The sequence below is a fragment of the Lacipirellula parvula genome (assembly GCF_009177095.1).
GTDB lineage: Bacteria > Planctomycetota > Planctomycetia > Pirellulales > Lacipirellulaceae > Lacipirellula > Lacipirellula parvula.
Genome location: NZ_AP021861.1, coordinates 5,071,884 through 5,098,758, shown reverse-complemented (window position 1 = coordinate 5,098,758; position 26,875 = coordinate 5,071,884). Strand labels below are relative to the sequence as shown.

The following is a 26,875-nucleotide window of genomic DNA, read 5'->3' as shown; positions in this document are numbered from 1 at the left end:
GGCATGTCGGCCATTTCCCCGTTTGCAGCTCCAACGCTCAACGCACGCAATTCGCAGCGATCAATAACGCTTCGCACGGCACGCAACGCGGAGCAAAATCGCAGCGTTTCGCACCGCCCTACAGCGATCGTTCGGCGTGCAAAACCGGCGCGAAATTTGGCGTTCAAAACCGCTCAGAAAACTACCGCCGCTCGCCGCTGGAGATCGGCCACACCGGCGTGCTCTGCGGCTGCGATGGCGACGCGTTGTTCGGCGCGGTCGGCCAGCCGATGTTCGCCCCGGCCGGCAGCAAGCCCCCTGCCCCGGCGGCCCCCCCTGCTCCCTCGCTCCATAGCTTCTGGAGGTCCTGCAGGTCTTGCTGCGGGTTCGGTTGGTAGCCGGGAGTCATCCGCTGGTTGATCTTCTCGATGTACGGGCCGATCACCCCTTTGATCTCCGGCGGCGCCACGGCGTCGGCCTTATCGAGCACCTGGACGATGTAGTGGCCGCTGCGCGAGGCGATGATCTGGTCGCGTTGTTGCTGGCCAAGCAGGGTGACCGCGACGCAGGTGATCGCGATGCACAGGAGCACGCCTTTGGCAAAGCCAACCAAGGCGCCCATCTGGCGATCGAACTCTTTCAGCTTGATTCCGTCGATGACGCCGGCGACGACGCGGAACAACATCCAAATCGCCAGCGAGCTGCCAGCGTAGATGATCAGCATCGCGGCGAATTTATTGAACGGAGCGTGCTCGCTCACCATCGGCGCGAGCCGATCGGCGAACTTCAGCGCGGCGAAGTAGCTCACCACGAGCGACGCCAGCGAGGCGACTTGCCAGGCGAGTCCTTTCCAAAATCCAAAGATCGTGGCGAACCCGAGCACAGCTAGCATCGCGATATCGTAGGTCTGCATGACGCACCCAGGGCGGGCAAGGTAGGGGGTGATTGCGGGACGGCGAAGTATATCGACGCGAAGCAGGGGGGCGAAGATCAGTTGTGCTAGCAGCTTTGAAGACGAACCACTAAGACACGAAGGCCACGAAGGGGCACAAAGGACGCAAGAAAGTAGGGGGTAATCGACGCGTTTTCTCATGCCTGCCAGCAATGCTAGCGGCACCCTCCAGCTCGCATTTCCCTCCGTGCGTCGCCGTGCCCTTCGTGCCTTCGTGGTTCCTCCTACAAAGCATTCGCCACGCCACGGCTGCACTTGGCGGAAACGCCACGTTTTGCGACATTCCGCCCCCCATGGCCGGCTTCAAAACCCACATCACGACCAGCTGCACGCTCGGCGCAGGCTACGCCTGTCTCGGCGTCTATCACGGCTTGTCGGTGGAAGCGAGCCTGGTCGCCGGCTGTCTGTGCGGCGTCGGCGGGATGCTGCCCGACATCGACAGCGACTCGGGCGTGCCGCTCCGCGAGACGCTCAACTTCTTCGCGGCCGTAGCGCCGATGATGCTCGTCGACCGCTTCCAGCACTTCAACTGGAATTACGAGCAAATGGTGCTGGCAGGCGCTGTCACTTATTTGACGGTTCGCTTCGGCATCGGCAAGTTCTTTAAGAAGTACACAGTCCACCGTGGAATGTTCCACAGCATCCCGGCGCTGCTCATTTTTACCGGGTTAGCGTTTCTCTTAAGCAACTCGACAAATCTTCATTTGCGATACTTTAAGGCAGGCGGCGTCTTTCTGGGCGTTTTCTCGCATTTGATGCTCGATGAAATTTGGGCGATCGATTTCAGCGGCGGACGCTGGCGCTTCAAAAAATCGTTCGGCACGGCGCTCAAGCTGTGGGGGGACGATATGTGGGGCAATTTCTCCGTCTATTGGAAACTAGCCCTGATCGTCGTGATGATCCTCAGCGAACCGATGGTGATGGAGCGCTACGGCCAGCTCTCGCCGATCGTCATTAACAGCGACGTCCTGAAGCAACGCGCCGTCCACGACTTGATGCCGGATCAACCGCAGACGCAGCTCGCCGACGGCGCCAACGGCGCGCCGCCGCGAGCGTTCAGCATCGGCTACCAGCAGCAATGGGCGACTTCCAATGGCGTCGCGCCCACCGGCGGCGCGGCGCCCGCGGTCGATCAGCCGCAACACGACCGCAACATCTACGACACCGCCCGCCGCATCATGCGGCGCTTTAACTGGACCAAGTAGCCGCGGGTCAACGACCCGCCGGAGCGGCACGTTAAAAGGCGCACCACAAAGAGCTAGCCACAAAGACACAACGGCCACAAAGAAGCACCAAGGTCGCGTGCAGAATTCCCCAAGTGAATTCTCAACGCCAACGGCGTTGCATCATCCAGCCCAGGGTTCAACGCGCAGCGTTGTACCCTGGGATAGCCGTCGCGTTAAGCACGCCAACTCTGAAAGGGTTGCAGCACTCTAGAGAGGCTTTCGATTCAACCCTTTCAGGGTTGTTAGGGGAATCACCAAATCTAACCCAGGGTACGCCGCTGCGTGGCGAACCCTGAGCTGAAATCTTTAACGCTTTCAGCGTACTAGATCCTCGCGGAGCGCACGTCCCTGCATCCCTTCGCGCGTCTTCGTGCCCGTCGTGCCTTTGTGGTAAATCTTCTTCGCGGTTCGCTTTCCGGCACTCGCTCCGGCGGGTCGTTGACCCGCGGCTACCGGTCAGCGGAGTCGATTAAAATCGTTACCGGGCCGTCGTTCACCAGCTCAACTTCCATATTGGTGCGAAACCTGCCGGTCGCCGTCGTCACGCCGGCTGCCCGCGCCGCGGCGACGAACTCGTCGTACATCCGCTCGGCCATCTCCGGCGGCGCCGCGCCGATGAAACTCGGCCGCCGGCCCTTACGGCAATCGCCCAGCAAGGTGAACTGACTCACCACGAGCAGCTCGCCGCCGACGTCGGTAAGCCCGAGGTTCATCTTCCCTTCGCCGTCGTCGAAGATTCGCAGGCCGAGCACCTTGTCGACCATCCACCGCAGCTCCGCCGGCCCGTCGCCCGCGGCGACGCCCAGCAGCACCAGCAGCCCGCGACCAATCTCGCCGACCGTCTCGCCCGCCACCCGCACTCGGGCCGAAGAAACGCGTTGAATGCAGGCTTTCACAGGCGAAGCTCCTCGTGGCTAACTGGGCGTAAACTTGTGTCACCCCTCATTGCTTGCCATACTGCTCGATTCCCCCTCAACTGTCGACCCTGACAGAGGCGGCAGCCGCCGCGACTCATGTCCCCCATCGTCCCCCTCGCCTACTACTCGATCATCATCCTCGCCGCCTCCGTGGTCGGCGGGATGCTCCCGTTGTGGTTCCGCCTCACCCATCGCGGCATGCAGCTGGCCGTCAGCTTTGTCGCCGCGATGATGTTCGGCGTCGGCATGCTCCACATGCTGCCGCACGCCCTCGCCGAAGCCCACGCCGTGAAGGCCACGGCCGACGAAGCGGTCGACTTCACCGTGATGATGTGGGTCGTCGCCGGCTGGCTGACGATGTTCTTCATCGAACGCTTCTTCTGCTACCACCACCACGATCTCGAAACCGACGCCGCCGGCGAGTTGCACGAACTTCACGAGCATGAGCACGACTGCGGCCATGACCACGGCCACCATCATCACGACATCACGTGGAGCGGCGCCGCGTTTGGGTTGACGATCCATAGCGTGATCGAAGGGGTCGCGCTCGCCGCAAGCGTCTACCACCGCCACGACAATCTGCCGCTGGCCGGCTTCGGGACGTTTCTGGTGATCGTCCTGCACAAGCCGTTCGATTCGATGACGATTGCGATGCTGATGGCCCGCGGCGGCTGGTCGCCGCAGATTCGCTACGCGGTGAACGGCCTATTCGCCCTGGCGATCCCCGTCGGCATCGCCCTGTTCTTGCTGGGCATCGGCGCCGAATCATCGACCGGCCCCCTGCTCGCCTACTCGCTCGCATTCTCGGCGGGAACGTTCCTCTGCATCTCGCTGAGCGACCTGCTGCCGGAACTGCAGTTCCACGACCACGACCGCGGCAAACTGTCGGTGGCGCTCCTCTTGGGCCTTGCGCTCGCCCTCGGCGTCGGCAAACTGGAAAGCCTAGTCCACCGCCACGCCGCCAACGCCACGGCAGCAGCTTCCCGGTAGCCGCGGGTCAACGACCCGCCGGAGCGGCGCTCAAAAAGCTAACCACAAAGACACGACGGCCACGAAGCAACACCAAGAACGTAAGAAAAAGTGGCGGTGAGTGGCATGTCGTCTGCCAAGCCACAACGGGGCGTCCGTCAATAGCCAGGGGCGCGAGCCCCTGGTAACGGCACGCAGCGCAGAACCGGAGCCCCAAAGGGGCGAAAGAACTCCCCCCGACGCATAGCACTGCCGCCCCGTTGGGGCTTAAAAAACGGCAAACTCAATTGGCACTTCGCGCACTTTTGCATTCCTTCGTGCGTCTTCGTGCCCGTCGTGTCTTTGTGGTTCGTTTCTTCGAACAACGCTCCGGCGGGTCGTTGACTCGCGGCTGATGGCTAGTGGCCGGTTTCCAGCCACTCAATGATCCGCCAATCGAGCCACCGGCGATCGGGGTCGCCGTTGCCGCCGCCGATGAAGCCGAGGTGCCCGCCGCGCGGGACGATCACTGCTTCGACGCCCGGCCCACGTTCGTATTCCAATAACGGCGCCGTCGGCACCACCGGGTCGTCTTCCGCGGCGATGATCAGCACCGGCTGCGAGATGCGGTGCAACTTCGGGCCGGGTTGAGTCTTGGTGTAGTAATCGTCGGCGCTCGCGAAGCCGCCCGACGGCGCCGTCACGGTTTCGTCGATTTGCCGCAACCGCTTCGGCTGCGGCGGAATCACCGCCGGTGCGATCTCTGGATAGCGAGCCCATCGCGCCGTGATCTGTTGCCACAGCTTGATCGTGAAGAATTTGTCGTACGCCCGGCCGCCGCGCGAATCGAACCGTCGCTCGACCGCGAACAGATCGATCGGCGGGCAAATTGCCAACGAGCGGACCAGATTTCCAACCTTTTGCTCTTCTGCTTCGGCGAGCAGGTTCAGCGTCAGGCAGCCGCCGAGCGAAAAACCGATCGCGTACGTTGGCGACTCGGGATGCTCGGCTGCGATGAATCGCAGCGCCGCGGCGACGTCGCCCGAGCGGCCGCAATGGGTCGGCAACTTCGCGATCCCCTCCCCTGCCCCGCAGCCCCGCATATCCATCCGGAACACGCGGTAGCCACGCGCCGTCAACCGCTCGGCCATCCGGCACATGTAGGCGCTGGTATGGCAACCGGCGAGGCCGTGCACCAGCAGCACCGACGGACCGTTGGGCTGCCAGTCCTCGGGGCAATCGTCGTGCAGCGCGAGACGATCGCCGCCCAGTTCCGGCGACACGTCGTCGGCTTGAATGAAGTGGAGCTTCGCGGCGTAAGGCGCGTGCTTCCGCGGCAAGTAAACCGCGGCGAACGTCTGCAGATGCCCGCCCCGCAGCAACAGGTGGGGCCGAAACTTCCAATGTTCCGTGCGCACCGGCATAGCAATCTCGACGAGAGGAATTCCAGCTACCAGCCCGCCGCCGGCAGCGCGAGCCAACAATTTAGCAGACATTCAGGCACGATAACACCGCCGCCCGCCTCGTTCCTACGCTGTTCCCAGGCTCCGTGTATTAGCTCCGGAGGAGCGACATGTTGTAGCCAGGGGCGCGAGCCCCTGGTGCAAACGCCAAACAGAACCGTCAGCCCTGGAGGGGCGAAACAATTCCCCGCCGTTGCGGCGCCGATGCGAGTGCCGCCCCTCACGGGGCTCCGCGCTGTACGCGGCCTGCGGTCCAGGGGCTTACGCCCCTGGCTACAACATGCCGCCCCTCACGGGGCTAGTTATTACATCCTGTCGATCCAACCAATCCTGTGATCTTGTCTAGCTTTCAATCCACTCGCTACGCCAATGTTTCCGGTGCGTCGCGCAACCCCCGGGCAGAGCCTGGGGCTAGGAAGATCGTCACCCCTTCCCCAATCGGCGCCCCTCGCCCCATTCGGGCGACCGCTGCGTCACGCGATAGCATCGAGTTACCGCCAACCAACGCCCGATCCTCCTTCATGGCGGCCAAGGGAGTTTGGCCTACGCTCGCGACCACCCGAGGGATCACGCTATGTCGAGCACCCCGCGCAATGCGCCCCCTGTTTGCCTAGTAATTCGCTGGTCAAACCACGTGGCGGCCGACGCCGGTCCGGCTCGACTCTTACGCCGGCTCATTGAAGCCCGTCTGCCCGCCACCTGGGCGATCGAGCAACCCGCCCAATCCACACCCCTTGCCGCGGCGCCGCAGCTGGTCGAACACGCGCTCCTGCTGCCGCGGGTCGACGCGAACTTCAGCGACGCCCTCGCCGACGGCCTCCATCGCTTTAGCGCCGCGGGGCACGACGTCGCCACGCTCGCCGTCGCCGGCCAACCGCCGCGCGGCCAGAGCGAACGGCAACTCGCACAATTGGGCGTACGGGCGATCGTCACCGAGTCGAATGCGAGCGGCTCGGGGTCGATCCGCCCCCTCCCCTTCGGTCTCTGGCAGGCCTCCGCACATGGCACGCTCCCATCGCGACGGCGCTGGCTCCGCCGTGTTGGGGGCGTGCCTCAGGAACTCGTCGCCGGCGCCGCGGGCCCGGCGATCATCACGGCCGACGCCGCGGAGCTGATTCGCCAGGGCGCCCGCGCCTGGAGCGAGCTGGAACTGGCGATCGATCAGCTGGAAACGGCCAACGAACGTGGCGCCATCCGCATCGCCACCGTCGCCGACCTCGCGGCCGAACTCACCCGCCAGGCCGCCCCAAAACCGCAGCGTTCCATCCTCCGCGCGGCGTAGTGGTTGCCGTGGTGTGCTGCTGATGCGGGGATTTTTAACCACGAAACACACGAAAAGACACGAAAAAAGCAGGGGTAGGAACCGCGGATTAACGCTGATAAACGCAGTTGGGAGAAAGCTGAATGCGATTCTCAACTGTTTTTATTTGCGTTTATCGGCGGTTCCTCAGTTTGCTTCTGTTTCGTTCCTTTCGTGTGTTTCGTGGTAATAAATCCCCGCATGCGAACCCTCAATCAGCGCAGCAGCGACCGCAGAGAATCTATCGGGGGATTCACTGGCGAGCAGACGGCCCAAGGCAAAACCTGCCTACCGCACGTCTTTCATCGCGTCCCAGCTCAGATAGCCGAGGAGCCCGGCGCCGAGAAGTGCGCCGAGGTTCATCCGCCAGTCGGCCCCATGAAAGGGGAAACCGGCCACCCAGTCCACGGCGAACAACAGGCCAATAAGCCCTGCGACGACCATACCAACGATCGTCAAAGCCTTCGACATGGGCGACCCAACCTGCAACCGCGGCGCGAAAGTGGAGAATCCAGGGGAACTATTCATAGTCTGCCGGAACTCCCAAGTATAGTTACTCTCGCTAGCATGTCATGGCCCGATTTCAGCGAGATTCTCGCTTCCCGTGGCGATTCTAGCGGATATGCCGGCTCCTAGCCCGCAGAGGCCGAAATCGCCTCGTTTGCGGCCGGCGAATCGAGCCCTCGTTCGTCCCGAATACGGCGGACTTGGGCCACGATTCGCTCGATCACTTGCTGATTATCGGCAATGTTCAGCCACGCCCGGTAGTAGGTCCAGGCCACCAGGCAGAGGCCGCCAATAGCCGCGGCGAGGTGAATGTCCGTCCAGTCGGCCGTGTCGGCCCGGCCGGTCCCCGGGTCGGAAGCCGCCCCCAGTGAGCCGACGGCCACAACTGTCAGCATCCCCAGCACGCACCAGGGAAAGGTCCGCCGTTTGAGCCGGTTGCTCTCCGCCAGATCCCCCGGCGGCAGGCGGTAGGTTTCGGTCACCTCCTTGCACCACCGGCTCGTCCCGATGAAGTAGGTGACGGCGATGCATTCGACGAGCACGACGAACAGCGCCGCAGCGACGCCGGTCATCATGTGCCGGCCTCGCCAGTCGAGCGTCGCCTGCGTCACCGGGTCGGCGTAGAGGTCGCCGATCGTGAACCCCATCGCCACCGCCACGCCCATCAACATGAGCGACAACGACGCGAGCATCGGGAAAATACGAGTCATTCAAGCCGCTCCGCTGGGCGATTACTCGTCGTATTCCTGCCGCCACTGCTCGATGAGCGGCTCGGCCTTCGCACGGTCGGCGACGGCGACCCACACCTCGACCGTGTCGAGATTCCCGGCATCGATGCCGGCAAACGCCCCCTGTAAGGCTTCGCCGAGGACGCGGGCCTCGATCCCCTCGTTCGCCAGAAACGCGGCCAAGGCATGGGCCTCGATCGCGTTCGCCGCGGTGTAGGCCAAAATCGACTCTGAATCAGACACAAGAAGCTCCTTTCCCAGCGCCCCGACAAGCCGTTCGCGGCTCAGCGCTCTGCAAGTTCCGGTGACAAGTTTCCACATTCTACCCCCCCGCCCTCCCCCGCGGCAGGCCGTTGCCCGGGGGGCTGGAAAACCTAGAATCACAACGGGCGTCCGGCGGCCGCGAACCCCGATTGCTCCGCTCCGGCGGGTCGTTGACCCGCGGCTGCTCGCCTGAACCCTGAACCCCGACACCTGAACCCTCCCGCATGGCCGACCCCGCTCAAAAGCCGCTCCTCGCGATCACCCTTGGCGACCCCGCCGGCGTCGGGCCCGAAGTCGTCGTCCGCGCCTGGAACGATCCCCGCATCCACGAGGTTTGCCGACCGGTCGCCCTCGGCCATCCCGAAATCCTCCGCCGCGCGGTCGCCCTCACCGGCTCGTCGACCCGGGTGGAAGTGATCGACTCGGTCAGCACGATCGCCCAGTTGGGGCTCGATCCCTCGGCAACGCACAACATTCCCTGCCTGCCGGTCGGCAGCGACGACGTCCTCGACGCTCCGCAGGCGAAGCTCGACGCCCGCTCCGGCCAGGCCGCGTACGAGGCGGTCGTCCTGGCCACTCGCCGCTCGATCGCCGGGCAGTTCGCCGGCATGGTCACGGCGCCGCTGAGCAAAGCCGCCCTCCATGCCGCCGGCCATCACTACCCCGGCCACACGGAACTACTCGCCGAACTCTGCGGCGTCGACGACTTTGCGATGATGCTCTACCTGCCAAAGTCGGAACTTCCCGACTCCCGCGCGGGGCTCGGCGTCGTCCACACGACGCTCCACTGTTCGATCCGCTCGGTGCCGGGGCAATTGAATCCGGGCCTCATCGCCGCGAAGTGCCGCCTCGCGAACGCGGTGATGCGCGACGGCTTCGGCCTCGTCGATCCCCGCATCGGCGTTTGTGCGCTCAACCCCCACGCCGGCGAGGAAGAACTCTTCGGCAACGAAGAGAATCTGATCATCTCGCCTGCCGTCGGCATGGCCCGCGCCGCCGGCATCCAAGCGACCGGCCCGCTGCCAGCCGACACGCTGATGGTCCGCGCCCGCGACGGCGAATTCGACGCCGTGGTGGCGATGTACCACGACCAGGGCCACATCGCGCTGAAGCTACTGGCGATGCACCGCGCGGTGAACATCACGCTCGGGCTGCCAATCGTTCGCACAAGCTGCGCTCACGGCACGGCGTTCGATCGCGCGTGGCAAGGCACGGCCGAAGGGAGCGGCATGGTCGCCGCGATCCTAGCCGCCGCAGAGTTAGCACGCCGCAACTTCCGCTTCCGGTAGCCGCGGGTCAACGACCCGCCGGAGCGCCGCCAATTGGTGCTCGCCATCCGATTCGCTTGTGGGAGGCATCTCCGACGCCGAAGCCGCGCTGCAGGCCGCACATGGCTTCGAGTGGTAAGCGAAATCGGCGTCGGAGACGCCTCCCACAAAAGAGCGTGGGAACGAGAAAAGGCCCAACAGCACCAACGCCGCTACTGCCGCAGCGTGCCGTCGCGCTGCGTCATCTGCGCCGCCGGCGTCGCCGCGGCCCGCAGTTCCTCAATCACTCGCCCCGTCACATCGGTGTACGACGGATCAGGCGGCGTGTACTGGAACAAACTCGCGGGCATCGTCGCGCCGAAAAATTGGACATCGTGGAATTCGAACAACGCCAGCGGATTGCGCGTTGCGAACACGCCGTTCGGTTCCGAAACCAATCCCGCATCGGCGCCGGCGCGGTACTCGATCAGATACGGAAACAACTCGCTGCTGTCGATGTAGAGCAGCACATGATGCGGCAGATGCGCCGGCCACTCGTCAGGCGGTTTGGTGGAGAGTCCGGCCCACTCCTTTTCGAGTTGCTCGGGCCGCCAGGTTCCCAGCACGGCAAGCATCGTCTGCTCGCCCATTTGCATCGCCTGCGGGGCCGAGAAGGTATAGCAACGCGCCAGGCTCGCCAGTAGTTGAGAAAGTCCGCCGCGCGCCGCCGCATCGCTGAACGACGGCAATACCCCCCCCTGCCCTGCCGGTTCTTGTCCCACCAGAGCTCGTCGCACGCCTTCGAGGTGCACGCGCGTCACTTTGCGCGTGCCGGGGAGCTTGCGGTCGGTCCACACATACTCACCATCGTAGACCTGTGTCACGTAGGCGAGGTCGGCGCCGACCATTGTTTCAAGTTCCCACCGCGTCCGCCGCAGATTACCGACGCCTTGTTGCCAGTAAGTTCCCTGGCCGCTCAGTCGTTCGTCGTCGACGCGAACAATCTGCCGCACCTTCGCCGCGATGTTCGGCCGCCGCTCCAGCGACCGGTTGATCACTTCCTGCACGAGCTGATCGCCCGAGGGGCCGACGCTCGGCACGCTAGCATTCGTGACCGTCGCACTTGGCGCCGCGGCGGTCGTGGGGCGTGCTGGCTGCGGCTCCGTCAGCAGCGGCGCTACCGTTTGGGCCACCCAAAATCCCCCGCCGATCGCTAGCACGGCGATGATCAATTTGGGTGTTAAGCGGCGCAAAGTTTTCTTCCTCTGCCGGTTTTAGCGGATTTGCCAAAGATTCCGGCTCGCGTCTGTCGACTTTTTACCCGGAAGCGTCTCGCGCCAGTCCGGCTGCAGATGCTTACAGGCTCGTGGTGCGGGCAGGATTGTAATGACGGACGGCCAACACCGTCCATCGCAACTCTCCCCGCCCCCGCCGAGCCTGGTCGCGCCGTCCACACACTTTTCAAGTTCGACGAATCGCCCCCTCGGGCCGACGCCATCGCGGCGCCGCCGAGGCTGGCCCTTCGTCCGGCTCGCGTCGCGGGAAACAGTCAGATGGCCTGGGTGCCAGTTTTGAGGGGGAAAACCATGAGAGTTCAGAGGTACTTGTTGACCTTCGCAGCGATCGCCTGCGTTGCGTCAATTGGGTGCGTGGGTGGCAAAGCCGCCTACAATCTGCCGCCCGCCCAGCGGCTGCTCGAACCTGGGCCCGGCGTCGACGGACCAGGCCCGGGCGTTATCCAGCCAGCGGGCGCCATGATGCCGATGGGCCCCATGGGCGGAGCGCCCATGATGGGAGGCCCGGGCTGCTACTGCGGTCCCGGCGCCGGTCCGATCGCGCCCTGCATGGCCATTGGCGCCGGCGGCACCTCGCAGATCGCCTTCCTCGGCGTTCAAGGCGCTGAAGTCGCCTGGGACGTCAGCGGCACCTGCATGTTCGACTCGGCTCCGCTTGTGATGCCGGGCCGGCAGAACTTCCAGCAAGGCGCCATCTACCGCCTCAAGCTGACCAACATCCCGGATCGTCCGGGCGTCGAACTCTACCCGACGCTGGAAGTCGCTCCGGTCACGCCGCGGACCGATGCGTACCTGTCGCACTCGCCGATTCCGATTCAGTTCACCGACGAAGATCTCGACCAGGTCCTGGCCGGCAACTTCGTGACCAAGGTGATCTACCTACCGGATCCCGAGTTCCAAGACCTCGCTCTGGCCGGCGTCGAAACGCTCGTCAGCACGCGGCTTGATCCGGGCGTCGACCCGATTGCCGAAGCTGACCGCCGCGGCTCGATCCTCGCGATCTTGCGTGTCGGTAACCTCGACCTGCAGTTGCCTGGCCAAATGCTGGCCGCCAACGGCGGCGTCGAAACGGCCGACTACAATCCAGGCGCTCCGGGCGTGGCTCCTGCTCAGTACGGTCCTGGCTGCATGACTTGCCCGACGGGCCAAGGCGGCGGCTACGGGATGGGTCCGCAAGGGATGCCGACCGCCGGATTCGCTCCGCCGGTCACGCCTCCGCACTACATCTCGGGAGTGAACGGTCCGCAATGGGGCATGCCGAGCGTCGGCACCCCGATCGGCCTGCCTGGCCCGCCGCACATTCCGCTGGGTCACCAAGCTGGCCTGAAGGAACACACCATGGTCAACCGGACCCGTGTGTTGATGCCGCCACCGGTCGCCAAGATGAAGATGACCGTCAAGCAACGTCCGGGCATGAACTACCCCCGTCCGGTCAACCACGTGAAGGTGAGCGAAACCAATCGTGCACCGTTCAAGTTGTTCGGCGGCACCTTGCCAGGCGCCGTGCCGAGTGCGATCCACCAACTCGGAGCCCACAAGCACGCCGAAGGCGAGCCTTGCAACGAGGGATGCTACGAGGGTGGCGCGTACGAAGGCGAAGCCGAAGGCCCCTACGAAGGCCAGATCGTCGAGTAGTGAATAGTTGCGAGTTGCGAGTGACGAGTCGCGAGAGAAGAACTGAATACGTTAAACGGCTTCAGCTTCCCATCTCGCAACTCGAAACTCGCCGCTCGAAACTCAAAATGAGGTCGCGAGTTGCGAGTAGCGAGTCGCGAGTAGAGAACTGAAAACGGATGACGTCTTCATCTTCCAACTCGTAAGTCAAAACCCGCAACTCGCAACTAATTCAATGACAACGGTTCGTTGCACAACTCGCCCAGTCGAAGGCAAACTGCGATTGGCAGTCTTGCTCGCTCTGACGCTCGCTGCTCCGGCAGCGGCCCAAGAGCCGGTAAGACACTGGACCCATGCTGGGGCCATGCCACCGGGAGCGATTGGCCGCCAACGACTGATGCGCGGCGAACCGTTGTCAGGGTATTGTCAGGCCGTCGAACTCCGCGCTCCGCAAGGAGCGCGGGTCGCGCCGGCCGCGGGAGCCGGGTTTGCCGAAGGGCACCCCGACTCGCTGATGGTCGGACTGGTCGTCGGACCGGTCTATCGTTTTCGCGTGACCGACATCCCGGAACATCCGGGGCTCGAAGTCTTCCCGACCGTCGAAATGGTCGACCGCATTTATCCGCCGGAGGGCGAATCGCTTCGCTTCCCGGTGCCGGTCGATCTGACGCTCGATGAACTTGTGATGGCCTCAGAAGGGAAGTTCGTCACTCGCGTCATCTACGTCGAGGATCCAGATCTCGCCGTGCCGATCGCCGAGAAGACGCCGAGCGAAACGCGTTGGTTCGATGTGCGAACCGGCGAAGATCCGCTCGTCGCCGCCGACGAACTCGGCCGACCGATCGCGATCCTCCGCATCGGCGGACGCGTGCCGGAAGCGGATCAGAATGACGTGAATTTCGTGTACGGTGCGGCGCCAGCAGTCGTGTACGACCGGGCGAACCGGGGGGCTCGCCCGGGCGTAATGCTGACGCCGCATGAGGAACAGATCGTGCCCGTGCAGTAACGGACGATCGATATGCTGCCAGCACTTCACTGCTGGCGCAACTTTTCAAAGTTCTTGTCAGTGGTCAGTTGTCCGTAGTCAGTGGTGAAGACAGATGAGCGATCAACGTATTCACAACGGACTACTGACGACTGACAACGGACCGCGCAGCGCACCGGCTTGGTTCCGTTACGGCATCATCGCCGCCGCGGCGATCATCATGTGCTCCTGCCGCGCGGCCGAACCTCGCTATCGCATTGCCGGCAACCAACCGGCGACGCCTCCGCAATTGCCGTCTCCGTCGTTCATGACCGACGACGTGCAGTACTACGCTCCTGGCCCGGGCAACTCGGACGTCCAGCAAGTCGCCTACGCCGAAGACTCGGCCGAGGCGCCGCTCGATCTCCAACAGCCGGCCGATCTCGAAGCGACTGCCTTCGCCGATGATTCCGAGTCGGCTCCCGTGCTGCAACCGGCCCCGAAGGCTGCGCAGCCAGGACCACCAGTTCGCTTCGCCGCTTCGAAGCTGCCGACGCATCTCACCAGCGAGCAGCTCCAACAGTCGCAGTGTTTGCCCGAAGGCAACTGGCAGCCGATGTGTAGCGGATCAGGCTGCGGTTGCTGCAGCCATGAACCCGCGACCGGCCCTGCGGATGAATACCTGTGCGACGGCGGCGACATGCACCTGCCCGCCGGCGTGAACGCCAGCTGGAAGATCACCGGCCTCGAACAAGAAGATACCGTCGCCCACTACGACACGATCGACGGCCGCACGATCATCACGCCGAGCAACAAGGTCTGCCTCTACGCCCCGCGCTTCGCCGCGGCTCGGCAAGTGGTCGACCTTCGCGCCTACGCCCGCATCGACGCTCCTGGCGACGCGACGCAACGCATCAACCCGATCAAGATCGAAGAGACCGAAGACGTCTCGACCTCGCTCGCCGAGATCAAACCGAACATCCATCGCGAGAAGGAACCGCCGAGCCTATTGCGTGAACGCGAGCAGGCGGGCGAACTCGACCGCGATCGCCGCGTCGCTGTCACCATCGGCACGCTGCAGCCTTACTGCAACGTGCAGTTGATTCGCAGCGGCGAAGTGATCGGCACCGACATCGTGAAGATCGCCCGTGCGTCGCTGGCCGCGATCGCGTGGTCGGGCGTCGAAGCGGCACAAGTGGTGCTCGACAACCGCCAGGCCCAGGCCGCCGTCAGCGAGCTGACGCCCGGCACGATCTACCACACCTTCGAACCGAACAATCCGAAGCTCCGCCTCGTGAAGCTCGCGTCGAAGACCTCGGCTCAACCGGGCGAAGAGGTCGAGTTCACCCTGCGGTTCGACAACGTCGGCGACAAGATCATCGGCAACGTCGTGATTGCCGACAGCCTCACGACGCGGCTCGAGTACGTCGAAGGCAGCCAAAAGACGTCGCTGCCGGCGAACTTCACCACGCAAGCGAACGACGGCGAGTCGCTGGTGCTGCGGTGGGAACTCACCGAACCGCTCGAAAAGGGCAAAGGCGGCGTGATCCAATTCCGCTGCAAAGTGCGGTGATAACATGCTCCGCGCATAAAACCGCGACCGCCGGTCGCGGGCATTTGATCGGGTCTCAACGGCAACCCGCTCCTGTCCGCACGCTTGGCAACCCGCTACGATGGTCGGCATTCACCGATCGCGGTTGACCGCCTCCCGCCACGCTCCTGCGGGTCGTTGACCCGCGGCTGCCACTCCCGCACATTTCCCGCCCCGTGCCCTACCTCGCCTTCCTCTTCATCTGTCTCTGCTGGGGCACGAGCTTCATCCTCATGGATCGTGCGTCGCTTGCGTTCGGCCCCGCCGAGATCGGCATGTGGCGGATGACCAGCGGCGCCGTGACGCTCGCCGTGTATTGTTTGCTCAAGCGACAGTGGACGCGGCTCACGCCGACCGAGTGGCGGCAACTCGCCGTCATCGCGTTCTTCTGCAACGCTTACCCCTATGTCGTCCAGCCGTTCGCGATGCAGGCGACCGGCGAGCATGGCTTCATCGGGATGATGGTGACGCTGGTTCCCATCGCGACGATTGCCGCGGTGGCCATCATGCTGAAGCAGTGGCCAACGCCTCGGCAATGGATCGGCGTTCTTGGCGGACTTGGCTGCGCCGCGCTGATCGTTTTCGACGGCACCGAGCGCGGCATCGCACCGTGGCTGCTCGCCCTCGCCCTTAGTTCGCCGGTGAGCTACGCCATCGGCAACACCTATCTCAAGTGGAAGCTCGCGCACCTGCCTACGGCCCCGCTCACGGTCCTCTTCCTGCTGATGGGCGCCGCGCTGGTCGTGCCGTTCGAGTTCATCCCCGCGCTGCGCGAAGGAATGCACCTCGGCCCGCCGGAAACGCCAGAGCATTTTTGGTATGCCCTTGGATCGCTGTTGCTGCTGGGCGTCGGCAGCACCGGCGTCGCCATTTTGCTGTTCGTCTGGCTGGTCCAAACGCAGGGCCCCCTCTTCGCCGGCATGGTGACCTACGTCGTGCCGATGATCGCCCTCCTCTGGGGGCAAGTCGACGGCGAACGCCTCACGGGCCGCCAACTCGCTGCCATCGCCGGGGCGCTGGCGATGGTTGCGATTGTGCAGTGGCGATCGGCCAAGCCGGTAGTTGCCGCCACGGCCGAACCTCCGGCGTGACGGTTTCGTTGGTGCGGGCAATGGCGTAAATTGGCGGGGCGACCGCGTGACCGCGACCACCGGTCGCGGCTTTTTTTCGTCATTCGTCATTCGTCATTCGTCATTCGCTCCCGCGGGTCGTTGACCCGCGGCTACCCCATTCAGCATTCCCCATTCGGCATTCGCATGTCCCACCCTTGGCTCGCCGCTCGCACCGCCCAGTTCGACAGCTCCGGCATTCGCAAAGTCTTCGACCTCGCCGCGAAGATGAAGAACCCGATCAATCTCTCGATCGGCCAGCCCGACTTCCCGGTGCCCGACGCGATTAAGAACGCCGCCTGCGAAGCGATCCATGCCGACCGCAACGGCTACAGCCAAACGCAAGGCATCCCCGACCTGCGCGAACGGCTGCAAGCCGACCTGCAGAAAGAATACGGCCACGATGATCGCCGCGTCCTGGTCACCAGCGGCACGAGCGGCGCGCTCGTCCTCGCGATGATGGCGCTCGTCGATCCCGGCGACGAAGTGATCGTGTTCGATCCCTACTTCGTGATGTACCCGGCGCTCGTCGCGATGGTCGGCGGCAAAGCGGTGATGATCGACACCTACCCCGATTTTAAAATCGACCTCGACAAGGTTGAAGCCGCGATCACGCCCCGCACCAAACTGATCCTGTTCAATAGCCCCTCGAACCCCACCGGCGTCGTCGCCAGCGAAGAGGAAGTTCGCGGCCTCGCCGCGCTCGCCGCCAAGCACAACCTTGCCTTGCTGAGCGACGAGATCTACCGCCTCTTCTGCTACGACGCCCCCCTCCCCTCCCCTGCCCATCACAATCCCGACGTGATTGTCGTCGACGGCTTCAGCAAAGCGTACGGCGTCACCGGCTGGCGGCTCGGCTGGGTCCATGGCCCGGCGGCGATCATCGACAAGATGACGATGCTGCAGCAGTACACGTTCGTGTGCGCGCCCCATCCGCTGCAGTGGGCGGCCGTGGCGGCGCTCGACGTCGACATGAGCCCGCAAGCCGCCGAGTACGCCCAGCGCCGCAACCGCGTCGTCGGCGGCCTCCGCGACGCCGGCTACGAAGTCGCCGACACCGGCGGCGCGTTTTACGTGTTTCCCAAGGTGCCCGCGGGCCGCGGCACGGGCCAAGAGTTCGTCGCCCGCGCGATCGAGAACGAACTCCTCATCATCCCCGGCGGCATCTTCAGCGGCGGCGACACGAACTTCCGCATCTCCTACGCCGCGAGCGAAGCGACGCTGGAGCGTGGCCTCGAAGTGCTGCGAAAGATCCGCTAGTCCGGCTAGAATCTCCCAAGTATGAGGCGATTTGCCGCTATTGCCTGAAAAAGGCTACAATGGTGCTATGAGCATCGTCTCCCAACCCGCCGTCACGCAGCCCCTCGCGTTGGTCCCACCGGCCATCGATCAGCCGCCGGTCCGCTACGAAGAACCGACCCGCAAACGCTGGACCCGCGAGGAGTACTACCGGCTCGACGAACAAGGATGGTTTCAAAACCAACGCGTCGAGTTGATCGACGGGGAGATTGTTCAATTGAGTCCGCAATCACCTCAGCACGCGGCCGCCGCCGAGAGAGTCCGAAGAATCCTCGACCGAACGTTTGGCGAAGGGTACTGGGTGCGCCATCAGAGTTCACTCGTACACGGCGACTACTCAGAGCCCGAACCTGATATAGCCGTCGTACGCGGCGAGATTGAGGATTTCTCGACGCAACATCCGACTTCGTCGATTCTCATCGTCGAAGTCAGCCGGACCAGCCTCGCTTACGACAAGAACCGCAAGCTCCACCTATACGCCAGCATGGGCGTCCCGGAATACTGGATTCTCGACCTCAACAGTAGACGACTGCTTGTCTACCGCGAGCCCGTAGCCGAGGCATCGGCTCCCTTTGGCTTCTCATACGCCAAGGCAATGATGCTCAGCGAACCTGAAATCGTCTCCCCGCTTGAAAAGCCCTCGGCCAAGATCGAAGTCTCCACGATGCTGCCTAGCAAGACGTAGTTCGCTTTAAGGCCCCAAGCAAAAAAACGAGCCCGGCTGGATCACTCCAACCGGGCTCGTCTCGTATACGCAGCGCGACTCGAACCAACAGGGCCCTACAAGCCCCGCCGGCCTGAACGTCACGCGCTTTTGGCCGTCGATTCGTCGTTGAACAGCTTCGTCCGTCCTTCGACGATGTCGTCCGTCACCACGTAGCGGCTGCCGCGCGGTTGATCGGGCAATTCAAACATGATGTCGAGCATCACCCCTTCGATGATCGAACGCAAACCGCGGGCGCCAGTTTCCCGTTCCGCCGCCTTGCGGGCGATCGCCGTCAGCGCCTTATCGGTGAACTTCAGGTCGGCCTCTTCCATCGCGAAGAGGTGCTGGTACTGCTTGGTGAGCGCGTTCTTCGGCTCCTTCAGAACGCGGACGAGCGAGTCGGCCTCGAGCGGACGGAGTGAGCTGATCACCGGCAACCGGCCGATCAGTTCCGGAATCAACCCGAACTCGATCAAGTCGTCGCTGTTCACCTGAGCCAGCAGATCGCCGACGCTCAGTTCCGCGGCGTCGTTCGTCGATTGGCCGAAGCCCATCGAACGCTTGCCGAGCCGCTTGCTGACGATGTCTTGCACGCCGTCGAACGTACCGCCGCAGATGAACAAAATGTTCGTCGTGTCGATCTGAATGTACTGCTGTTCGGGGTGCTTCCGCCCGCCTTGCGGCGGCACGTTGGCCGTGGTCCCTTCGAGCATCTTCAACAAAGCTTGCTGTACGCCTTCGCCCGAGACGTCGCGGGTGATCGAGACGTTGTTGCTCGTCTTGCCGATCTTGTCGATCTCGTCGATGTACAGCACGCCGCGTTGGGCCGCTTCGATGTCGAAGTCGGCCGCATGCAGCAGCTTCAGGAGCAGGTTCTCGACGTCTTCGCCGACGTAGCCCGCTTCGGTCAGCGTCGTCGCGTCGCCAATGGCGAACGGCACGTTCAGGCTGCGGGCCAGGGTCTTGGCCAGCAGGGTCTTGCCGCAGCCGGTCGGGCCGACGAGCAAGATGTTTGACTTGTCGATATCGACTTCGGCCTCTTCTTCAGCGGCCATCAGTCGCTTGTAGTGGCTGTGAACCGCCACGGCCAGCACGCGCTTCGCGGAGTCTTGGCCGATCACGTATTGATCGAGCTCGGCGACAATCTCGCGAGGGCTGGGAACCTTGGTGAAGAGGGTCTTGCTCGACCCGCGGCGCTTCCGCTCCTGGTCGAGAATCGATTGGCAAAGCTCAATGCATTCGCCGCAGATATAGACGTCGCCCGGTCCTTCGACCAGCGGGCCGACATCGCGATAGCTTTTGCGACAGAACGAACAGAAGGCGTTCTTTTTCGAGGCGCCGGTCCGTCGTCCGCCGGTTAGATCCCTGCTAGAGGGCATGCGAGTCTCCTTCCGAGTGTGCGGTGCTCGAGGGGCATCACCGACCCTCTTGCTTTCGCGATTTCGTCCAAAGTTGTCGCTCGATGGGAGTCTCGTCAGCCAGCCGGGACGTTTCCCTTTTCAGGAAGCCCCCGTCTCAGAAGAGCCAGGCTCCTCTGCCGCTATCTGCCGTTTCGCTCCGTCATCTGGCCTTGCGCTTCGTCCTTGGTTGCGCCGGCTTCGAGCCCTACACGCGTTCAACTACGCAGCACCTGTGCGAGTCGTTCATCGACTCATCTCAGACGCTGCATCAACATCTGCTTCGGCCGCCGAACAACCGCGATAGGCGGCTTTGGCGGCAGCACGGGGGTTTTAGGCCTAACCCGCGCCGCTGTTATCCTTTAACTCAGCTCGAAGTTCCGTTGCTAGCTTCGACTTTATTGTTCGGAATTCTTCGTCGCTCAAACCACCCCGGTCATACAGTTCCCGGAAGTTTGACATCATCTCGTGCGGGTTCAGCTTGTCCTGTGCGGCGCGACCCCGATACCTTCGCGCGACGGCGAGCACCACCGCCGTCAAACCGAAGATGGCTGCGAACAGTAGCGCCGCCTGAACTAGGCTATCGTACGCCGAGGACATGCCATTGCGCGCCGCCGTCTGGCGCGCCTCATTCTCTGGAACCGCTACTTCTTGCCCTAACTAACATTATGGCGGCGCCGCCAGCACGAGTCCAGCGCAGCCACCGTCTCCTCTCCCTTCTCCCCTCTCTTCTCTCTACATCTCCCAGCGAGCCGGGCCGTCCCGGCCCCGGCGCCCCCCCCCGCACTCACTCCTACCCAACCCGCAAGCGCCCCAACCCGCCCCCGTGACTTATCTGTAAATGCCCTCTGCCCGCTCGCCGATACACGCCATGAGGCGCTGCCACTGCGCGCACCCTCCCCTCCCCCACCGGACCCGCCATGCGACGCCCCATCGGCGATTCGCTGCCCTTCAAGCCAATAGCCGGAAGCGCAAGCGCCCGGATCGGCCATCCGCGCGCGCACCTACTACTAGTTGTTAGCCTCACGCTCGCCGCCACCTTCGCCCCGCACGCTAGCGTCCACGCCCAGCTCACCGAACCAAGTTACTGGCGGACCCGCGTCTTCTTTATCCCGTACCAATCTAGTACCCCCGTCGGCTTCGCCCACACCGTCGACAAGGTTCAGCTCCTGGTCGCCCGCGGCGGCGACACCCAGTGGGCCGTCCTCCAAGAGGCCGAACCCCAAGTCCGCGGCTTCAGCTATCACGCCCCCGTCGATGGCGAGTACGCCTTCGCCGTCCGCACGATCAACCGCAAAGGCGAAGCAAGTCCCGCGACCATCGCGCAGCCGCAGCTTCGCGTCGTCGTCGACACCGTGCCGCCAACGATGCAACTCACTGCCGCCGCAGATGCCAGCGGCCGAATGATCCTCCGCTACGACGCAAGCGACCTGCAGCTCAAACCCGAGACCGTCCGCCTCGAAGCCTCGACCGACGGCGCCACCTGGCAACGGATCGCCACTGGTCCTCCCGACGTATCGCAGCCCGATCGCGTTGCCGGCCAAGTCGCCTGGAAGCCGCCGACCGCCACCGGCGCCGTGAAGTTTCGCGCCACGGTCGACGACCGCGCGGGGAACCAGTTCAGCGCTAACGCCGACGCCTCGCTGGTGGGCGCCTTCGCCCCCACGCCCCAGTACGGCGGCGTCGCCCAATCCCCCACGCCCCCGCAACTCGGGCTCGCGCTCAACGCCCCCGCCCAATCCAATCCCTTCGTATCTCAACCCACAAGCGAGCCGGGGCGTCCCGCCCCCGGCGCTTCTTCCACGCCCCAAGGCGCGCAAGAGTGGACCGCCGCCGCCCCCGCTCTCTCTGCCCCCAACAACGCCCCAGACAGCAAGAGCGTTTTCCTCAATAACGCCCCCCAAGCTCCACAAAACAACAACCCCTTCGCCGCCGCCCAACCGACCGGCGCGAATTCGCCCCCGCCGCCTCCCCTCTGGCCCGAAGACCGCACCCCCGCGCGGCTCGTCGCCGACAACGGCGGCGCTCCATCGAACAACGGCTCGAACCCCACCGCCAACAGTCCCTTCGCCGCCCCGCCCCTCGTCGGCGGTTCGCCAAACGGCTTTAACAACGGACCTTTCCAATCGGCCAGCGCGCCGATGAACCCGCCGGCGCCGTTTGGCAGCCAGTTCGGTAATCAAACGCCCCCCGGCCCGCCCAGCTGGTCGGCCGTCCCCACCGAGCAGCCCGCCGACGCCACCGGCACCCGCTGGGTCAACTCGCTCACCTTCGACGTCGACTACGACCTGCAAACAGTCGGCCCGTGGGGCGTCTCGAAGGTCGAGCTCTTCGGCACCCGCGACGGCGGCGCTACCTGGACCAACTTCGGCTCCGACCCCGACAACCGCAGCCCGATGCGCGTCACCGTCCCCGCCGCTGGCACCTACGGCTTCCGTCTCGTGGTGAACGGCGCTAACGGCTCGCAAGCCCCCACGCCCACCGCCGGCCAGCAACCGGAACTGGTGATCGGCGTCGACCTCGCGGAACCGCAAGCCCAACTCAACGCCGCCGAAATCGGACAAGGCAATCTCGCCGACCACCTGATCATCCGCTGGACCGCCGCCGACGAGAACCTCGACAGCCGCCCCGTCGGCCTGTTCTTCGCCAGCAGCTCCGACGGCCCCTGGTCGACGGTCGCCACCGACCTCGACAACAACGGCCAATACGCCTGGCGACTCCTGCAGCAAGTTCCCGAACGGCTCTTCCTGCGACTTGAAGTCCGCGACAAAGCGGGCAACGTCGCGATTCACCAATCGCCCGCCCCGGTCGCGCTCAACCTGCCGCAACCGACAGGCAAACTCCGCAGCGTCCGCCCCGTGCAAAGCGAACCCCAACGCTTCCGCACCGCCACCGGCCAGGCGATCCGTAACCAGTAGCCGCGGGTCAACGCCCCCGCCGGAGCGAACCTCGATTCGCGCCACCCCTCGTCAACCCCCAAATATCTGCCACGCATCCATTTTATTAGCCCCCGGTTCTTCAAACCGGGGGCAATCGACGCCGCCCCTTCTCACGGAAGCGGAGCGCGCCCAACGCCACCAAGACCTCCTCGACTGGGGCCTGCGCCTCATGCAAAACGAACAGCGCCAAAAAGACCGCGACCGACTCGACCGCTTAATGTCGCGTAAAACGAAGAAAGCGACACAAGCGACGCGACAACAAAAACGACGCGCCGCGTAGGTTGGGCTTTCAGCCCGACAGCCCCGTCCAGCAAGTCGCCATCTCAAACGAGATTCACCCTCCCGCGCAGCGGGAGCCAGCTCAAGGTGTGCGAACTGTAGCTCCAGCAATGGCGCCCGTCGGGCAGGAATGCCCAACCTACGCGAACCGCAGCACTGTTGGAGACGAGCGTTGCTAACGTCAACTAGCCCCGACCTACCTAGGTCGGGGCTGGCGCCGAACGCATCGTCGCAATAACGATCCTCAAACGCACCGCCGTCGGGCTGAAAGCCCAACCTACGCGGCGCCGCACTCCCGCGGTATGATGTCGCCATGGCCAAAAAGTCCGCCGCCACGCTCTCGGGATTCGACGTCCTCACCGACCCCAAGTCGGTGACCGTTCCCGGCGTGGTGGCGATCGTCGGCGACGACGGCTTCCTCCAGCACGAAGTCCGCCGCGCGCTCGTCGCCCAACTTTGCGGCGACGATCCCGACGCGGCGGCCGAGCATCTCGACGGCAGCGAGATCGAGTACCGCGACCTCCACGACGCCCTGTCGGAACTGTCGCTCTTCGGCAGCGGTCGTCGGGTGATCGTCGTCGAAGAAGCCGACGACCTTGTGAAGCACTACCGCGACCGGCTCGAAGATTACGTCGCTAAGCCGCGCAGCGATGCGATCCTCATCCTCGAAGTCACTACCTGGCCAAGCAACACGCGGCTGGCCAAAGCAGTCGCCGAGTCGGGGCTCACGATTCGCTGCGCCACCCCCGCGCAGGGAAGAGAGCTCACCGAGTTCACGAAGCAGCTGAAGGATTGGCTCGTCGTCGTCGCCCGTCGCGAATATAAGTGCGAGCTCGTCCGCGCCGCGGCCGACCAGTTGCTCGAACAAATCCCGCCAGAGCCCGGCATTCTCTACCAGGAGATTGCCCGCCTCTCGCTGCTGGCCGAGCCGAGCCGCAAGATCGATGTGAAGCTGGTGCAAGAGAACGTCGGCGGCTGGCGGGCACGCAAGACGTGGGACATGATCGACGCCGCTGCTGAAGGCCGCGCGGCCGACGCGCTGCAGCAACTCGACCGGTTGTTCGCCGCCGGCGAAGAAGCCCACGCTTTGCTGCCGCAAATGGCGTCGACGCTTCGCAAGTTTGCCCTCGCAGTGCGGCTGTTCGATCAGGCCGAGCGTCGCCGCCAGGCGATTTCGATTCGCATCGCGCTCGAACGGGCCGGCATGCCCCCGTTCAAACTGAACGACGCCGAGCGGCAGCTCAAGCAAATCGGCCGCCCGCGCGCTCGCCAGCTCTACCGCTGGTTGCTAGCAGCCGACCTGGAGCTGAAAGGTTACAACTCGACGAAAGATCGGGCCCGCCGGGTGATCGAAACGCTCATCATCCGCCTCTCGCAGCACGCCGCCCCCGTTGCCGGCCGCTAGCACTTCGCTGAACTTGCCCACGTTACGGCGTTCCACTACCATCCGCGGCCGCCATTCCTCGAAGATGGCTTGTGGGAGAGAAGATTGTTTGTGGGAGGCGTCTCCGACGCCGATGCCGGTCACCGCCCCCGACAGTTGCGGTGGCGTTAAGTTGCTTCGGGGTCAGAGACCCCTCCCACAGTTTTCGAGAGCAGGCTATCCGCGTGCATTGATGTTCAATTCCGACTGAGCATGACTCAATCGTCAGCCACACGACCGTCGCATTTCGCCGCACTGCTGCTCGCAGTATTCGCGAGCGGCTGCGCCGCGCCATTGGGCTCGGCGTTCAAGCACGATGCGAAGTCCGAGCAGGTTGTCATGCATCGCGACGGCGTCGAAGAGCAGGCTGCCGCCGAGCTCAAGGCCCACGCGCTCGAGAAAGCGGTGGCTGGCGGCGCCGATCCGCCGCTCACGGCCTCGGCCGACGTCCTGCAGCAGTTGCAGGAAATCCGCGAGATCGATCCCGCCGCCGAACAGCAGTTGCTCGCCGATCTTAAGGAGGCGAATCCTGAAAACCATGCGATGATGGTCAACACGTTCCGCACGGCGCTCGCCTACCGGCAGCAGCTAGCCGATCGCGAACGGACCGCTTTCGCGGGCGAGACGCCGGAGAACGAGTTCGACGTCGCCACCCAACAGATGCGACGCAACTCGCCGCCGACGCAGCCGAAGATTCAACGCGTTTCCGCAGCGGTTGATGGAACGCAAGACGTCGATCAGGCCGACCACGCGCACCACGAGGCGGCCCCCTCCCCTGCCGCCGCGAACTGGCCGCCGTCGCAATCGCCGCAGGCGGCGATCACCGCCGACCCGCAGGTTTCCCCCGCTGCTCATCAAGCTCCCGCCGGCGTTCCGCCAGCAGTTGATGCAATCCATCCGCAAACGCCCGCTGCCGTGCGCTCCATGCCGCCCGCCGCGATCAGCTCGCTCCCAGCGACGCCCAACGAACCCGACGAACCCGATGCCGCCGACGTGGCGATTGCCTCGGACGATCAACCGCTGCCGCTCCCCACGGCGGCCGTCGCCGCGCTGCCGAACTCGACGCCGCAACAGCCGCTCACGCCGATCGTCGCCGACGCCGCCCCCGGCGATTGGCACGCCCAGCTCAACGCCACGATCGCCGACCTGCAACAGACGGTCGCGCCGCAGCCGACCACCGTCGCCGAACTCCACGACCACATGCGGTTGCGAACGCTGCAACTGCTCGCCGGCAACGAGAAGGAAGCCTACAGCCCGATCCCCGGCGCCTCGCCCGCTCAACAAGATTTTTGGTCGAAGCAGCTTTTCGCGATCTCCGCGTATCTGAGCGCGACCACCCAACTCGACGAGAAGCAACGGGCCATCGCCGCGCTGGCGCCGCTCGACGAAGCCCGTTCGCGGCTCTCGGAACTCGCCTCGCTCCGCGTTCGCAACATCACGTTTGTCGACAAGGTCGACGGCTTCGGCGCTTACGAGCCGAGCAAAGTCACCACCTTCCGCCCCGGGCAAAAGGTGATGTTGTACGCCGAGGTCGAGAACTTCACGAGCAACGCTTCGGAGCAAGGTTACGCCACCTCGCTTGGCACGAGCTTCAAGGTGCTCAACGAATCGGGCCGGCTCGTCGACGGCAAGCAGTTCCCCGACGTGCAGGACCAGTGCCGCAATCGCCGCCGCGACTTCCACATGCAGTATGAGCTCGCCCTCCCCGAGCGGATCTATCCCGGGCCGTACGAGATTGAGCTGACGATCACCGACCACAATTCGGGCAAACTCGGCCAAGCGACGATCTCGTTCGAGATCGCCGACGACGCGCCGCAGGCGAACGTCGCGGCCGCCCCAGCCGCGAGCGCAAAAAAATAGCCCGGCCATCCTAGCCGGGCTATAAGCGTCTGTATTTCTAGCCCCGGGCTCCGCCCGGGGGTGGCTCGCCATTCCGAAGAACATTGCTCCGCGGAATGCTCCCCCGGCTTGAAGAGCCGGGGGCTAATTGGCTCTTTGGGTGTGGTTTAGTGGAAGTGGTAGTGCACCCCGCCGTACCCATACCCGCCGTAACCACCGTACCCGCCGTAGAACGGAGCCGTCTCCAGCGAAGTATCAGCCGAGTCGCGGTCGGCGCTCTTCTGTAGCGCGTCTTGCTGCGAGTACGCCTCTTGCTGCTTGATCGAGCCTTCCTCGGTCTGAGCGGCAGCGGTCTCGTCGGCGTTGATCGCGGCGTCCGCCTTCTTCATCTGCTTGTGCAAGGCCATCGCTTGGCTCACGTCAGCCTGACGCGAGTTGTTGAACATCTGTTGCTGCTGCTGGATCATCTCTTCTTCGTGCTGGAACTTCAGCAGCCACAGCTTCATCTGCTTCGGCGAGAGGTTCGCAAGCTCGGCCTCGTACTCCTTCGCTTCCGCCGGCGTGATCTTCGCCGAGTGCGAGGTGTAGTCCTTCACCCAAGCGCGGGCCCGCAGCATTTGGGGGCTGTCCCAAATCTTCTCGCGCTCAGCGTCTTGAGCGGCGTTAGCGCCCGGGTGATACGGAGCCGGCGCCGCGGTCGTCGCAGTCGGGGCAGCGGCCGGTTTGACCGGCGGCAACCCGGCCGGAGCAGCGGGCTGGCCGACAGCGAAACTCGCGAAGCTCACACCCACCGCCGCCAACATCGCAGCAGCCACCAGCAGACGTTTCATGGCAGACTCCTCAGCTAAAAACTATCTATGTCGATTGGAAACGAGCAACCACGGGCGCA

Annotated in this window: 23 protein-coding genes; 13 read left to right on the top strand and 10 right to left on the bottom strand. The window is 64.3% G+C overall.

The window, feature by feature from the left end:
* Positions 1-181: 181 nt before the first annotated feature.
* Positions 182-892, bottom strand: a complete 711-nt coding sequence (locus PLANPX_RS19965) for a CvpA family protein (protein ID WP_172992205.1) — start codon at positions 890-892, stop codon at positions 182-184.
* A 236-nt stretch (positions 893-1,128) separates the two neighbouring features.
* Here PLANPX_RS19965 and PLANPX_RS19960 point away from each other — a divergent pair, with 236 nt between their 5' ends.
* Positions 1,129-2,136 (top strand): metal-dependent hydrolase, encoded by a 1,008-nt coding sequence (locus PLANPX_RS19960; RefSeq protein ID WP_172992204.1) that lies wholly within the window; start codon positions 1,129-1,131, stop codon positions 2,134-2,136.
* A gap of 470 nt (positions 2,137-2,606) precedes the next feature.
* Here the strand turns inward: PLANPX_RS19960 and dtd are convergent, their stop codons facing one another.
* Positions 2,607-3,053 carry a D-aminoacyl-tRNA deacylase gene (dtd, locus tag PLANPX_RS19955; RefSeq protein WP_152100430.1) on the bottom strand — a complete coding sequence of 149 codons (447 nt, stop codon included), beginning with the start codon at positions 3,051-3,053 and terminating at the stop codon, positions 2,607-2,609.
* A 117-nt stretch (positions 3,054-3,170) separates the two neighbouring features.
* Between dtd and PLANPX_RS19950 the strand changes: the two genes are divergently transcribed.
* Positions 3,171-4,064, top strand: coding sequence for a ZIP family metal transporter (locus tag PLANPX_RS19950; RefSeq protein WP_152100429.1), 894 nt, complete (start codon positions 3,171-3,173; stop codon positions 4,062-4,064).
* Between the two features lie 377 nt (positions 4,065-4,441).
* On the opposite strand, the gene PLANPX_RS19945 is transcribed toward PLANPX_RS19950, so the two are convergent.
* The gene (locus PLANPX_RS19945; RefSeq protein WP_172992203.1) at positions 4,442-5,446 is read right to left on the bottom strand and encodes a YheT family hydrolase; all 1,005 of its coding nucleotides are present in this window, start codon (positions 5,444-5,446) and stop codon (positions 4,442-4,444) included.
* 613 nt (positions 5,447-6,059) lie between these two features.
* Here PLANPX_RS19945 and PLANPX_RS19940 point away from each other — a divergent pair.
* Positions 6,060-6,767 (top strand): hypothetical protein, encoded by a 708-nt coding sequence (locus PLANPX_RS19940; RefSeq protein ID WP_152100427.1) that lies wholly within the window; start codon positions 6,060-6,062, stop codon positions 6,765-6,767.
* 306 nt (positions 6,768-7,073) lie between these two features.
* Here the strand turns inward: PLANPX_RS19940 and PLANPX_RS19935 are convergent, their stop codons facing one another.
* The 3 genes from PLANPX_RS19935 to PLANPX_RS19925 all read right to left on the bottom strand — a co-directional run bounded on the left by PLANPX_RS19935 (position 7,074) and on the right by PLANPX_RS19925 (position 8,263).
* Positions 7,074-7,256 (bottom strand): hypothetical protein, encoded by a 183-nt coding sequence (locus tag PLANPX_RS19935; RefSeq protein WP_152100426.1) that lies wholly within the window; start codon positions 7,254-7,256, stop codon positions 7,074-7,076.
* A gap of 161 nt (positions 7,257-7,417) precedes the next feature.
* On the bottom strand, positions 7,418-8,002 hold the full coding sequence (locus tag PLANPX_RS19930) for a hypothetical protein (protein WP_152100425.1): 585 nt from the start codon (positions 8,000-8,002) through the stop codon (positions 7,418-7,420).
* Positions 8,003-8,023: 21 nt separating this feature from the next.
* Positions 8,024-8,263, bottom strand: coding sequence for a putative signal transducing protein (locus PLANPX_RS19925; RefSeq protein WP_172992202.1), 240 nt, complete (start codon positions 8,261-8,263; stop codon positions 8,024-8,026).
* Positions 8,264-8,508: 245 nt separating this feature from the next.
* On the opposite strand from PLANPX_RS19925, the gene pdxA reads away from it, so the two are divergent.
* Complete coding sequence (gene pdxA / locus PLANPX_RS19920; RefSeq protein WP_152100423.1) at positions 8,509-9,573, top strand: 4-hydroxythreonine-4-phosphate dehydrogenase PdxA; 1,065 nt, start codon at positions 8,509-8,511, stop codon at positions 9,571-9,573.
* 191 nt (positions 9,574-9,764) lie between these two features.
* On the opposite strand, the gene PLANPX_RS19915 is transcribed toward pdxA, so the two are convergent.
* Entirely contained in the window at positions 9,765-10,751 is a 987-nt protein-coding gene (locus PLANPX_RS19915) for a hypothetical protein (protein WP_152100422.1), read from the bottom strand.
* A 366-nt stretch (positions 10,752-11,117) separates the two neighbouring features.
* Between PLANPX_RS19915 and PLANPX_RS19910 the strand changes: the two genes are divergently transcribed.
* From PLANPX_RS19910 to PLANPX_RS19885, 6 genes are all read left to right on the top strand, one after another.
* Positions 11,118-12,461 (top strand): hypothetical protein, encoded by a 1,344-nt coding sequence (locus PLANPX_RS19910; RefSeq protein WP_152100421.1) that lies wholly within the window; start codon positions 11,118-11,120, stop codon positions 12,459-12,461.
* A gap of 214 nt (positions 12,462-12,675) precedes the next feature.
* Entirely contained in the window at positions 12,676-13,446 is a 771-nt protein-coding gene (locus PLANPX_RS19905) for a hypothetical protein (RefSeq protein WP_152100420.1), read from the top strand.
* Between the two features lie 94 nt (positions 13,447-13,540).
* Entirely contained in the window at positions 13,541-14,977 is a 1,437-nt protein-coding gene (locus PLANPX_RS19900; protein ID WP_152100419.1) for a DUF11 domain-containing protein, read from the top strand.
* A gap of 194 nt (positions 14,978-15,171) precedes the next feature.
* On the top strand, positions 15,172-16,086 hold the full coding sequence (locus PLANPX_RS19895) for a DMT family transporter (protein WP_152100418.1): 915 nt from the start codon (positions 15,172-15,174) through the stop codon (positions 16,084-16,086).
* 165 nt (positions 16,087-16,251) lie between these two features.
* On the top strand, positions 16,252-17,364 hold the full coding sequence (locus PLANPX_RS19890; protein ID WP_152100417.1) for a pyridoxal phosphate-dependent aminotransferase: 1,113 nt from the start codon (positions 16,252-16,254) through the stop codon (positions 17,362-17,364).
* A 67-nt stretch (positions 17,365-17,431) separates the two neighbouring features.
* On the top strand, positions 17,432-18,088 hold the full coding sequence (locus tag PLANPX_RS19885) for a Uma2 family endonuclease (protein WP_152100416.1): 657 nt from the start codon (positions 17,432-17,434) through the stop codon (positions 18,086-18,088).
* A gap of 119 nt (positions 18,089-18,207) precedes the next feature.
* Here PLANPX_RS19885 and clpX read toward each other — a convergent pair whose 3' ends face one another.
* Together clpX and PLANPX_RS28155 are read right to left on the bottom strand one after the other, a co-directional pair.
* Positions 18,208-19,488, bottom strand: a complete 1,281-nt coding sequence (clpX, locus tag PLANPX_RS19880) for an ATP-dependent Clp protease ATP-binding subunit ClpX (protein WP_152100415.1) — start codon at positions 19,486-19,488, stop codon at positions 18,208-18,210.
* Between the two features lie 357 nt (positions 19,489-19,845).
* Complete coding sequence (locus PLANPX_RS28155; RefSeq protein WP_152100414.1) at positions 19,846-20,106, bottom strand: SHOCT domain-containing protein; 261 nt, start codon at positions 20,104-20,106, stop codon at positions 19,846-19,848.
* 320 nt (positions 20,107-20,426) lie between these two features.
* Between PLANPX_RS28155 and PLANPX_RS19870 the strand changes: the two genes are divergently transcribed.
* The 3 genes from PLANPX_RS19870 to PLANPX_RS19860 all read left to right on the top strand — a co-directional run bounded on the left by PLANPX_RS19870 (position 20,427) and on the right by PLANPX_RS19860 (position 26,007).
* Positions 20,427-22,424: a hypothetical protein gene (locus tag PLANPX_RS19870; protein ID WP_152100413.1), complete on the top strand. Its 1,998-nt coding sequence runs from the start codon at positions 20,427-20,429 to the stop codon at positions 22,422-22,424.
* Between the two features lie 613 nt (positions 22,425-23,037).
* A complete protein-coding gene (holA, locus tag PLANPX_RS19865) occupies positions 23,038-24,129 on the top strand; it encodes a DNA polymerase III subunit delta (protein WP_152100412.1) in 1,092 nt (363 codons plus the stop codon).
* 231 nt (positions 24,130-24,360) lie between these two features.
* On the top strand, positions 24,361-26,007 hold the full coding sequence (locus PLANPX_RS19860; RefSeq protein ID WP_152100411.1) for a hypothetical protein: 1,647 nt from the start codon (positions 24,361-24,363) through the stop codon (positions 26,005-26,007).
* A gap of 146 nt (positions 26,008-26,153) precedes the next feature.
* On the opposite strand, the gene PLANPX_RS19855 is transcribed toward PLANPX_RS19860, so the two are convergent.
* Positions 26,154-26,816, bottom strand: a complete 663-nt coding sequence (locus PLANPX_RS19855; protein WP_152100410.1) for a hypothetical protein — start codon at positions 26,814-26,816, stop codon at positions 26,154-26,156.
* Between the last annotated feature and the right edge of the window lie 59 nt (positions 26,817-26,875).

Bases quoted from the DNA above. Each gene is read 5' to 3' on its own strand.
- PLANPX_RS19885 (WP_152100416.1), top strand. From the start codon at position 17,432: ATGAGCATCGTCTCCCAACCCGCCGTCACGCAGCCCCTCGCGTTGGTC.
- PLANPX_RS19940 (WP_152100427.1), top strand. From the start codon at position 6,060: ATGTCGAGCACCCCGCGCAATGCGCCCCCTGTTTGCCTAGTAATTCGC.
- PLANPX_RS19910 (WP_152100421.1), top strand. From the start codon at position 11,118: ATGAGAGTTCAGAGGTACTTGTTGACCTTCGCAGCGATCGCCTGCGTT.
- PLANPX_RS28155 (WP_152100414.1), bottom strand. From the start codon at position 20,106: ATGTCCTCGGCGTACGATAGCCTAGTTCAGGCGGCGCTACTGTTCGCA.
- PLANPX_RS19950 (WP_152100429.1), top strand. From the start codon at position 3,171: ATGTCCCCCATCGTCCCCCTCGCCTACTACTCGATCATCATCCTCGCC.
- PLANPX_RS19945 (WP_172992203.1), bottom strand. From the start codon at position 5,446: ATGCCGGTGCGCACGGAACATTGGAAGTTTCGGCCCCACCTGTTGCTG.
- pdxA (WP_152100423.1), top strand. From the start codon at position 8,509: ATGGCCGACCCCGCTCAAAAGCCGCTCCTCGCGATCACCCTTGGCGAC.
- PLANPX_RS19860 (WP_152100411.1), top strand. From the start codon at position 24,361: ATGACTCAATCGTCAGCCACACGACCGTCGCATTTCGCCGCACTGCTG.
- PLANPX_RS19855 (WP_152100410.1), bottom strand. From the start codon at position 26,816: ATGAAACGTCTGCTGGTGGCTGCTGCGATGTTGGCGGCGGTGGGTGTG.
- PLANPX_RS19890 (WP_152100417.1), top strand. From the start codon at position 16,252: ATGTCCCACCCTTGGCTCGCCGCTCGCACCGCCCAGTTCGACAGCTCC.
- PLANPX_RS19935 (WP_152100426.1), bottom strand. From the start codon at position 7,256: ATGTCGAAGGCTTTGACGATCGTTGGTATGGTCGTCGCAGGGCTTATT.
- PLANPX_RS19965 (WP_172992205.1), bottom strand. From the start codon at position 892: ATGCAGACCTACGATATCGCGATGCTAGCTGTGCTCGGGTTCGCCACG.
- clpX (WP_152100415.1), bottom strand. From the start codon at position 19,488: ATGCCCTCTAGCAGGGATCTAACCGGCGGACGACGGACCGGCGCCTCG.
- PLANPX_RS19900 (WP_152100419.1), top strand. From the start codon at position 13,541: ATGAGCGATCAACGTATTCACAACGGACTACTGACGACTGACAACGGA.
- PLANPX_RS19905 (WP_152100420.1), top strand. From the start codon at position 12,676: ATGACAACGGTTCGTTGCACAACTCGCCCAGTCGAAGGCAAACTGCGA.
- holA (WP_152100412.1), top strand. From the start codon at position 23,038: ATGGCCAAAAAGTCCGCCGCCACGCTCTCGGGATTCGACGTCCTCACC.
- PLANPX_RS19930 (WP_152100425.1), bottom strand. From the start codon at position 8,002: ATGACTCGTATTTTCCCGATGCTCGCGTCGTTGTCGCTCATGTTGATG.
- PLANPX_RS19870 (WP_152100413.1), top strand. From the start codon at position 20,427: ATGCGACGCCCCATCGGCGATTCGCTGCCCTTCAAGCCAATAGCCGGA.